The organism is Arcicella sp. (assembly GCF_964672035.1).
In genome coordinates this window covers 19,278-28,880 of sequence record NZ_CBABQS010000061.1, presented here as the reverse complement: position 1 = coordinate 28,880, position 9,603 = coordinate 19,278, and the positions used below count along the sequence as shown (strand labels likewise).

Annotated in this window: 7 protein-coding genes; 3 read left to right on the top strand and 4 right to left on the bottom strand. The window is 35.3% G+C overall.

All coding sequences use genetic code 11. The features are described from left to right. Positions 1-800, bottom strand: an 800-nt coding sequence (locus AC1W31_RS15130; RefSeq protein ID WP_481735315.1) for a methyltransferase domain-containing protein, incomplete at its 3' end; no start/stop codon positions are given. Positions 801-930: 130 nt separating this feature from the next. Between AC1W31_RS15130 and AC1W31_RS15125 the strand changes: the two genes are divergently transcribed. After that, complete coding sequence (locus AC1W31_RS15125) at positions 931-1,719, top strand: SDR family oxidoreductase (RefSeq protein ID WP_481735314.1); 789 nt, start codon at positions 931-933, stop codon at positions 1,717-1,719. A 13-nt stretch (positions 1,720-1,732) separates the two neighbouring features. Here the strand turns inward: AC1W31_RS15125 and AC1W31_RS15120 are convergent, their stop codons facing one another. The 3 genes from AC1W31_RS15120 to AC1W31_RS15110 all read right to left on the bottom strand — a co-directional run bounded on the left by AC1W31_RS15120 (position 1,733) and on the right by AC1W31_RS15110 (position 7,301). After that, on the bottom strand, positions 1,733-2,635 hold the full coding sequence (locus AC1W31_RS15120) for a hypothetical protein (RefSeq protein ID WP_481735313.1): 903 nt from the start codon (positions 2,633-2,635) through the stop codon (positions 1,733-1,735). A gap of 17 nt (positions 2,636-2,652) precedes the next feature. Further along, on the bottom strand, positions 2,653-6,591 hold the full coding sequence (locus tag AC1W31_RS15115; RefSeq protein WP_481735312.1) for a Pls/PosA family non-ribosomal peptide synthetase: 3,939 nt from the start codon (positions 6,589-6,591) through the stop codon (positions 2,653-2,655). 272 nt (positions 6,592-6,863) lie between these two features. Further along, positions 6,864-7,301 carry an NUDIX domain-containing protein gene (locus AC1W31_RS15110; RefSeq protein WP_481735311.1) on the bottom strand — a complete coding sequence of 146 codons (438 nt, stop codon included), beginning with the start codon at positions 7,299-7,301 and terminating at the stop codon, positions 6,864-6,866. A gap of 198 nt (positions 7,302-7,499) precedes the next feature. Here AC1W31_RS15110 and AC1W31_RS15105 point away from each other — a divergent pair, with 198 nt between their 5' ends. Further along, the gene (locus AC1W31_RS15105) at positions 7,500-8,597 is read left to right on the top strand and encodes a Nif3-like dinuclear metal center hexameric protein (RefSeq protein ID WP_481735310.1); all 1,098 of its coding nucleotides are present in this window, start codon (positions 7,500-7,502) and stop codon (positions 8,595-8,597) included. Positions 8,598-8,680: 83 nt separating this feature from the next. Further along, positions 8,681-9,445: a zinc ribbon domain-containing protein gene (locus AC1W31_RS15100; RefSeq protein ID WP_481735309.1), complete on the top strand. Its 765-nt coding sequence runs from the start codon at positions 8,681-8,683 to the stop codon at positions 9,443-9,445. Positions 9,446-9,603 lie beyond the last annotated feature (158 nt).

Here is a 9,603-nt window from a genome sequence, read left to right as displayed (position 1 = left end):
TCCCATCGAAATGCCCATTTCCAGCGAATAGAATATTTCGTAAAGCCTGCTTTTTGAATGATTTTTTCCAAATCTTTCCGAACAAAAGCCCGCCAAACGGAAAGTTTTGCATCGTTTTTTACGAGATAAGATTTCAAAAAAAGTTTCGTGATCCAAGCGATGGAATGATAGGCAAACCAATGGCGGTGAATATCATTAATAACAATTCCGATGCGAGTTTGTTTTTTGAGTTGTTGAAAAAGTTTTACGAGGTTTTCATCGGAAAAATGATGACAAAAAAGCGTCATCGTAACGATATCGAAGGATTTTACTTTAAATTCTTCCGAATAAATATCTTGGTGTAAATAACTAATATTCTGATAGTTAGAGGTTCTTTTTGTGCCAAAATCAATCATAAAATCGTTGGCATCAATCCCGATAAACTGAGCGTTGATTCCCTTTTTTTTCGCCCAATCTGCCATCACCATCAGCATATCTCCTCCGCCACAGCCGAGGTCGGCGATTTCGATCTTCGATTTTCGGTTTTCGTTTTTCAAGAGTTCTTCTTCGACATTCGATTGGGACTTTATCAAGGAACTATCACCATTTTCTTCTAAATCAAGTTTCAAAAATCGAACATCCGAAATCGAATTTCGAACATCAAACATCAAACGAGATAGTCCGCTGGTTGTCACTTGGTTACCGCCCAAATATTTATTTATCAACGCCAATTCTTCTAAATTCTGACGAAGTGCGTCATTATCCAGTTCGAGGTCGTCAATCAATTCTTTTTCATTACTCCGGTATGATAGATTTGGCATATTTGTCGAGGTTTTTGGGATTGGGTTTTAGGATTTAGTACAAAGTACATTTCGTTCAGTATATTTACGAAATATTTTAGTTCTGAGGAGTGAATAACAAAGTAAAAACTCATAACTGATAACTGATAAAATGAATTTAAATTTAAAAAATAAAAACGCCATCGTATGCGGTAGCACACAAGGGCTTGGGCGTGCCTCTGCCATTGAATTGGCTTTACTTGGCGCAAATGTAACGCTTGTGGCTCGCAATGAAGATACACTCAATGAAACGCTTCACCGCTTGGATAGTTCACAAGGGCAAAAACATTCTTATTTTGTGGCAGATTTTTCCAAGCCTGCCGAATTGAAAGCAGGAATCGAAAATCACTTGAAAGCGAATCCCATTGTCCATATTTTAGTAAATAATACGGGCGGACCAGCGGGTGGGCCAATCATTGATGCAAATGTAGTGGAATTTACACAAGCATTTTCTAATCATTTGATTTGCAATCATGTCCTCGTGCAAGCGTGCGTTCCAAGCATGAAATCGGAGCAATTTGGTAGAATTATCAACATCATTTCTACCTCCGTAAAACAGCCAATTAATGGTTTGGGCGTATCAAATACGACTCGTGGGGCGGTGGCTTCATGGTCTAAAACCTTGGCAAATGAGTTGGGAGAATTTGGGATTACCGTCAATAATGTATTGCCAGGGTACACCAAAACGGCACGCTTAGATTTTGTGGTAAATTCCAGAGCAAAAAACGCCGATATTTCAGTCGATGAGGTAGAAGACATGATGCGTTCGGATATTCCCGTTGGACGCTTTGGGGAAGCGCATGAATTTGCGGCAGCCGTTGCCTTTTTGTGTAGTCCAGCCGCAGCGTATATCAATGGCGTGAATTTGCCCGTTGATGGCGGGCGATTGAGTTGTTTTTAGTTAAGTATGCCCATCAAAACTTTAGAAATACAGAAAGCTGTGTATAAAAAATTGAGTTTAAATTCTTTTCTGAATAAGGAGTGTTATCTCTATTGGAAACAACTTGGGTAGTCCCATTGGATAATAATCTAATTGTTTGAGTATTCGTGTGAATAGTATTTTTAGGAAAAGCAAGTGTGGGTTGGAGCAAAACACCCCATCTATTATTTTCATAACTCAATGGTAAACTTAGTTCATAGTCTAAGAGCTTCATTCCTACGTCCGTTACTGATGTTACAGATTCAACCTTAGTATAATTAGAGTTATTAGCTTTGGTTAATCTTCTGGTGGCTGTTCGAGTTGAAAATCCATCATAAAAATTTAAAGTACTGAAATTTACATAAAAACTTGGCAGTAATTTCCATTCTTGTTTTGCTCCGAAAACAACTTTTCGCTCAATTCCTGGATTAAAGTTTATATCTGTATGATTATTTGTAAACAAAAAATACGTGCCTATATTTAACTCAAATAAATCAAAATCATAATCAAAGTTTGCTCCTAATATAGCATTAATATTTCCTGTAATTGCATTAGAACTACCGTTATATAAATATTTTGTTCCATAAATTCCAGTAGATAATTTCTTTGTAATATCAAATTCGTAGGAAGCGTTCAGCTCTAAAAAGTCAAGACCTACATCTTCTCCTTGCGTTATATAGTAAAAGTTACCGTTAATCGTAAGTGCTGAATCATATACAACAGTCAAAGATGGAATAAAATAAGGTGTTTTTAATGAATCACTTCGCCCATTATATACGTAATTGTCTAAGTAACTCACGCCAAATTTAAAAATAAAAGGTTTCTGATTTTGTGCATTTTGACCAAACAGTGTACCAAATACGAAGAATAAAAGAACTAATAGAATATATTTTTTCATTATTTTGAGTTTATCAATTATTGTATTTTGATTGGTATGCCAGACCAATTTGTTTTTTCAGGCAATTTTTCACCTTTCATGACCAGTGAAAGTGCTTCAATTTGGCAATTTTTTTCAATTTTTGAACCGTACAAAACTACGCTTTTTGCTCCAATTGAAGTTTCAGCTCCTATTTCAATTTTACCTATTTTCATTACTCGATCTTCAAACAAATGCGTTTGAGGGCCAGAGTCTGTGTTTAAGGCACAATCATTACCAATCGTGACCATATCAAATTCTGTCAAATCACTTGTGTCTAAAAAAACTCTTTTCCCAATTTTAACGCCCATCAACCTTAGCATAATTGGTAAAAAAGGTGTTCCTTTCAAATAAATCAAAAAGAACGGAATGGCTAATGCTTCATAAATTGACGTTACAGCTTCTGTCATCCAAACTGATAAAGTCCACATGGGGTATTCAGCAGTTTTATATCTCCCAATTAATATCCATTTAAGCATAAGGGATATTAAGAAACACGGTATTGCCACAAAACCTAAATAGTAAAATGGAAACAAAATCAAGATTTCTTCAATTTTATGTTGCGTAATTAAGTCATGAACGTAGGCAATGAATAAAATACTCAAACTTAGAATAACAGATTGCGGTATCAAAATCCTGATAAACTCGACAATTCCCCTTGCTATTCTCCTGTATCTACTTGGCTGAAAAGTTAAATGAGCTGGATAGTCGTCTCGAATTTCCCGACGAGGCAAAGAAATAGCGGGCGAACCAAACCAATCTAATGCTTTAGTATTTTCAAATTGCTCATTTGTAGGCGGCACTGACAATACGCCAATGAGCATATTATTACCAAGCTCATAACCTTGCGGAATTAAAGCACTATTACCAACAAAGCTTTTATTACCAATGATTGTTTTTATGAGCGTAATTTCTTGATTTTTCACTTCACTTTCGCCCAAGACCACATCATCGGCAACGAATGATCCATCACCAATTTCAAGCAAATGATGTGTAACATTTGAGGCCGTCGAAATTTCAGTATTTTCACCGACTTTTGCTCCAAGCAATCGATATATTGAGGTAATAAAAATTGTTGCAAAAATGGGTTTAATTACATTCAAAGAAAGAGAAAATAGTTGGTCTAAAAACCATACTCGAAGGTACACTGGGCTGTAAATCGAAAAGGTGCCTTCTTTTATATTTTTCCTTAATAGTTTGCTTAACAAAATGATTTCAATAACAAATAAAAGCAGATAAGATAATGAAAAGAGTGGTGTTTGTAAAAGGTAGTAAAATGAATAAAAATCTGCGTTTTCATCTAACGTATAAAGTATGATAATGGAAGGAGTTAATGGCAAAATTACCACGATAGGAAATAGAAATACTAACATAAGAAACAGCAACTTATATTTCTTGAAAGTTTTTTTGGGAATAACATTCCGCTCGGTAAATGTTTCTTTACTAAAAGAAAGTTTTGCTGGACTGCCGCCCCAAGTTTGTAACGCTGGAATTATTTGCTCTTTTGCTAAACATGATAAGTCTTTTAATTCACTGCCTCTTTTCAAAGAACATCGGCCACTTACAACTGCACTTGTACCGATATAAGCATCATCTTCAATCGTTATTTTACGTAATTTGAGTAAACCATTTTCTACCCAAGCATTATTTAATACTACATTTGAACTAATCGTTACATTTTTTCCGATTGAAACTAAATCTTCTGCTCCAATTTCAAAATTGCTTAATTGAGCATCCTCGGCAACCGCTACTCCCATCCATTTTAATAAAATCGGGAATAAAGGCGTGTTGCTAACCGTTTCTTTTGGAATTAAAGTGAATAAACGCTTTTGAAACCACCACTTAAAATAGGTTAAACCCCACATTGGAAAATCACCTTCACTTAATTTACCAATAAAGCATTTTTTTAATAGTATGACTAAGAAAGATGAAACTGGAATGACAATACAGTAGAGTAAAATGGCAATAATAATGGGCAATAAATGTCCTTCTAATTCAAGTGCTGCTACATAATAGCCCAAATATGGCAAGAATATTTGAGTGGCAACTAAGCCATAGATAAACAAAAGGGCGAAGGATTGGGCGAGCCAACAGCAATAGTAATTAAGTTTTGATACTGCTTGAAAGTCTTCGTTTTTTACTTCTTTTAAGGTAGAAATATTATCCTTCCAATATGAAAACAGCTTTTCAATGGGACGATTCTCATAAACATCCATAATTGAAACATTCTCCATTCCTTTTATTTCTCTGACCTCGGAAACAAAATAAGCGGCCAAAAGCGAATGCCCTCCTAAACCATTAAAAAAGTCGTTTTCCTTTTCAATATTTTGTCCTGGAAATAAATTTGACAGTTTTAAAGCGATTTGTTCTAATAAGGGATTAGTCGAATATTCTGCAATAAATGTAGTGTTCTGCTCAGTTGAATTGGCATAAGGATTAAATGCTGGAAGTTCCTTTTTATTAACTTTCCCACTTGTCAGATAACTAAAATCTTCTACTTCGACAAAAAAATTGGGAACCATATAAACAGGTAAAACCTTATTCAATTCGTTCCTTAAATATTTTTCATCTAAATTTTCGTTTGGATTACATTTTATAAAAGCAATCAATTGATCAATGGCATTGATTTTTCGGACATCTATTACTGCTTTTTTTACGGTAAAAATTGCATTTAACTTCGCCTCAATTTCGCCTAATTCCACTCGATAACCTCTAATTTTTATTTGGTCATCTTTCCTTCCAAACACCTTAAAACTGCCGTTTTCTTGCATTACTCCTACGTCGCCCGACAAATAAATTCTATCTCCAACCATCTCAGAAAGCGATTCAGGTTTGGCTAAAAAAACATTTTTGGTTAATTCGGGGAGATTCAGATAACCTTCGCTTAATCCTATACCGCTAATAACTAACTCACCGCTTGTCCCAATTGGAACTGCTTCGAGGTTTTCATTCACAATACACATTTCATAATTTGGTAATGGAAAACCAATGGAAATTTCATCTCCTGGTTTCAGTTGAATGAGCGAGGAAGTAACCGTTGTTTCGGTTGGACCGTAACTATTAAAAAAGGAAATTTCAGGTTTTGCCCACTTATTAACAATATTATTATTGCAAGCCTCTCCGCCTGCATTTATTAATCGTAAAGAAGGAATTTGACTATCTATAAGGGCTAATAAACTTGGGACTGCGTGCAACACACTAATTTTGTGTTGATTCATAAACTGATGCAGTTTATCAAAAGATTTGGCTGTATTAGCATCAGAAATATAGAGCGTTGCACCTACCAAATAACTTATCCAAGTTTCTTCAAACCACATATCAAACGATACTGAGAAACCTTGATAGACGTGGTCTTGTGCATTTATTGATAAAACACTATTTTCAGCTTGAATAAGATGACAGATTTGGTAATGTTTGATAGGAATACCTTTGGGTTTGCCAGTAGTGCCAGAAGTGAAGATAATATAGGCTATTTCAGATGGGTTGGAGAAGTTGGGGCAATTATTGTTAAGTAACTTATTCTTAATAGGCGTAATGTTTTTAAATTTTGGAGAGATATTGGTTTCAGAAAAACATTTTTTGACGCTCAATCCCGCAAGTATGTCAACAACTCTTTCGATTGGTGTTTCTATATCAAATGGAATGTAACCTGCACCTGCTTTTAAAATACCTAAAATCGTAATATGTAAATCAAGCCCACGAGGCAAATAAACCCCAATCAAATCACCCTGCATTGTCCCAGATTCAATGAGTGATTGAGCAACAAAATCACTATACTGGTCAAGTTCGTAATAGCTTAATTCCTCATTTTTGAAGTGTAGGGCTACTTTCTCTTTATAATTTTCAACCGTTTTTTTAAATATTTCAATTAATGTTTTATGCTTAGTAAAGTCAGAATTTTCATCTTTTGTACTAAAACTTAGTAGGTTCACTTGCATATTTTAAATTATATAGTGGCTGGTAATATATTTAAAGTAATGATTAATCTACTATTTAGATGGTTTAAAACTGTAAGGTTTAAAAAGTAATTGTAAATCAGTCTAAATTATACTGATTTGATAACTTAAAAAACAATTATACTGAGCAAATGTACTTTAAACTTATGGGCTATTTCAATTTTATACAGTTTGTTATTCGCCGTATATTGGTGCTAATAATTATCGGTATTTAGTGGTAGGAAATCCTATCATAAATAGTCGCTAAATTAACCTTAAAACCATTGCTGCCCAATCTTTCCCATGTAATCAATCCCTCGACCTTTTAGGAAAAACCGTTGCAATTCCACCCCAACATTCGGGTACATTTCCAATTCGTGCAAATCAACCAAAGGCATCCAAACAACCGCCAAAGCCGACGTTTCTTTTGGATTTAAAATGGGTTTTCCAGTAAGAATTTTTCCCTCAAAAACACAATGAAGTACATCTTCTTTTTCTTCCGACATGATGACATCACCCGATAAAATCATCGTCCCGACTTCCACTTCAATACCCAATTCTTCCATCAATTCACGTACAACTGTCTCAGCGAGGGTTTCGCCTTTATCGACGTTTCCTCCTGGCAGATTATAGACATCAGTATTGCCATAACGATACTGCATTAATAGTAAATGATTATTTTCGACGATGGCTATGCTTGGACGTACTTTCATAAGTATTTTTGTAATAATTATTTCTGATAATGAACAGACAGCATTCAAATTTTACAATTAACTTGTTTAGAATCAATAGATTGAAGTTTTTTGTACTTCTGCCTACCGCAAACGACTTTTTACGGTACACTTAATTTACACGGACTTATTGAATTTCCGCTAATTTCGAGAAATTTTATTTTATCGAATCCTCAAAAAATGACCATCAAAGACATTACCAATTATTTAGAACAACTTGCGCCCCTCTCCTATCAGGCGAGTTATGACAATGCAGGTTTGCTCGTGGGTTATCCACAAACCGAGGTTACGGGTGTACTCGCAACGCTTGATTGTACCGAGGAAATTATCCAAGAAGCCATTGCTCGAAATTGCAATCTTATTGTGGCCCATCATCCCATTATTTTCAAGGGATTGAGGCGTTTTAATGGTAAAAATTACGTGGAACGTGCCGTTATGCTCGCCATTAAAAACGACATTGCCATTTACGCCACGCATACCAATTTGGACAGTGTAAAAGGGGGCGTAAACTACATGATTGCCGAGAAATTAGGCCTGCAAAATCCTAAAATTCTGGCACCACAAAAACAGATTTTAAAGAAATTAGTAAGCTTTGTTCCACTCGAAAATACACAGACAGTGCTTGATGCTTTGTATGGGGCGGGTGCGGGCCAAATTGGCGAATATAAAAATTGCAGTTTCCAAGTGCAAGGTACGGGAACATTCACGCCAACGGGAGAAGCGAATCCGCATATTGGAAGCTTGAATAAACCCGAAAAAGTGGCAGAAAATCGGATTGAAGTAATCTTTGATTCATATTTGGAAAATCAAATCTTAAAAGCTTTGAAAACTTCCCATCCTTATGAAGAAGTAGCCTATTATTTGAGTCTGTTAGAAAATCAAAATCAAGAAGTGGGTTCGGGCGTAATTGCTTCATTATCAGAACCTTTATCGGAAGAAAATTTCCTGCATTATTTAAAAGAAAAAATGGGCTTGCAAACTTTTAGACACACGCCTTTGTTAAATAAATACGTCCAGAAGATTGCACTTTGCGGTGGAGCGGGTGGGTTTTTACTAAATGATGCCATACGCCAAGGAGCCGACGTTTTTATTACGGCCGATTATAAATATCACGAGTTTTTTGATGCCGACAAACAGATAATTATTTGTGATATAGGACATTATGAATCAGAAGTTTACACAAAGGACTTAATTGTTAGGTATTTGTCCGAAAAATTTAGTAATTTTGAGGTTCTCAAAAGTCAGGTAAATACCAATCCTGTTCTATTTTTTAGTTAAAGCAGTTATAAAGTTAAAGCAGTTTATTCGTTGTGCTATTTTGAGTATAACCAATAGACCGATAAACAAACAAATAAAACCAAATGGCAGCAGTAGCAACCGAAACAACCATTGCTCAGAGATTAGAGTCTCTTTTGAAACTTCAAAGTATAGATTCAGCCTTAGATAATATCAAAAAAATGCGTGGCGATTTGCCCGAAGAAGTGCGTGATTTAGAGGACGAAGTAGCTGGAATCGAAACTCGTATTGGCAAATTCAACCGTGAAATTGCTGTTTTGGACGAAGAAATTTCAAAGAATCGTAATGCGAAAAAGGATGCTGAAAAGTTGGTAAATAAATACAAAGACCAACAAATGAACGTCCGCAATAACCGTGAGTATGATGCTATTTCAAAGGAAATTGAATTGCAACAACTTGAAGGTGAATTAGCTGATAAACGTGTTCGTGAGTTTGAATTCAAGATTTTAAATAAAAAAGACGAAGTTTCTTCTACTGAAACTCGTTTAAATCTCCGTAAGAAAGACCTTGATGCTAAGAAAAAAGAATTAGATGTTTTGATTTCTGAAAGCGAAGAAGATGAAGTAAAATTGAACAAAGACCGTGACAAAGCAACCAAACACGTTGATGAGCGTTTGTTGCGCCCTTACGATAAATTACGTGGCAATTATCCAAACGGATTGGCAGTTGTTATGGTAAAACGTGGTGCTTGTGGCGGATGTTTCAGTGCTGTACCACCACAACGTCAGGCGGACATTAAAGACAAGAAAAGAATCATCGTTTGCGAACATTGTGGCCGTATTTTAGCCGATGTTGAAGACGTAATTATTGTTGAGAAAGTAAAGAAATAGTTTCTCAGTATAATAAAGAAAAAGCCCATAACATTAAGTTATGGGCTTTTTCTGTGGCAAAATCTTAAACCAAAATTAGACCACGGATTAAACAGACTTTAGGGATTTACACAGATTTTTTAAATTTTTATCCGTGTAAATCTTGTAAAATCAGTTTA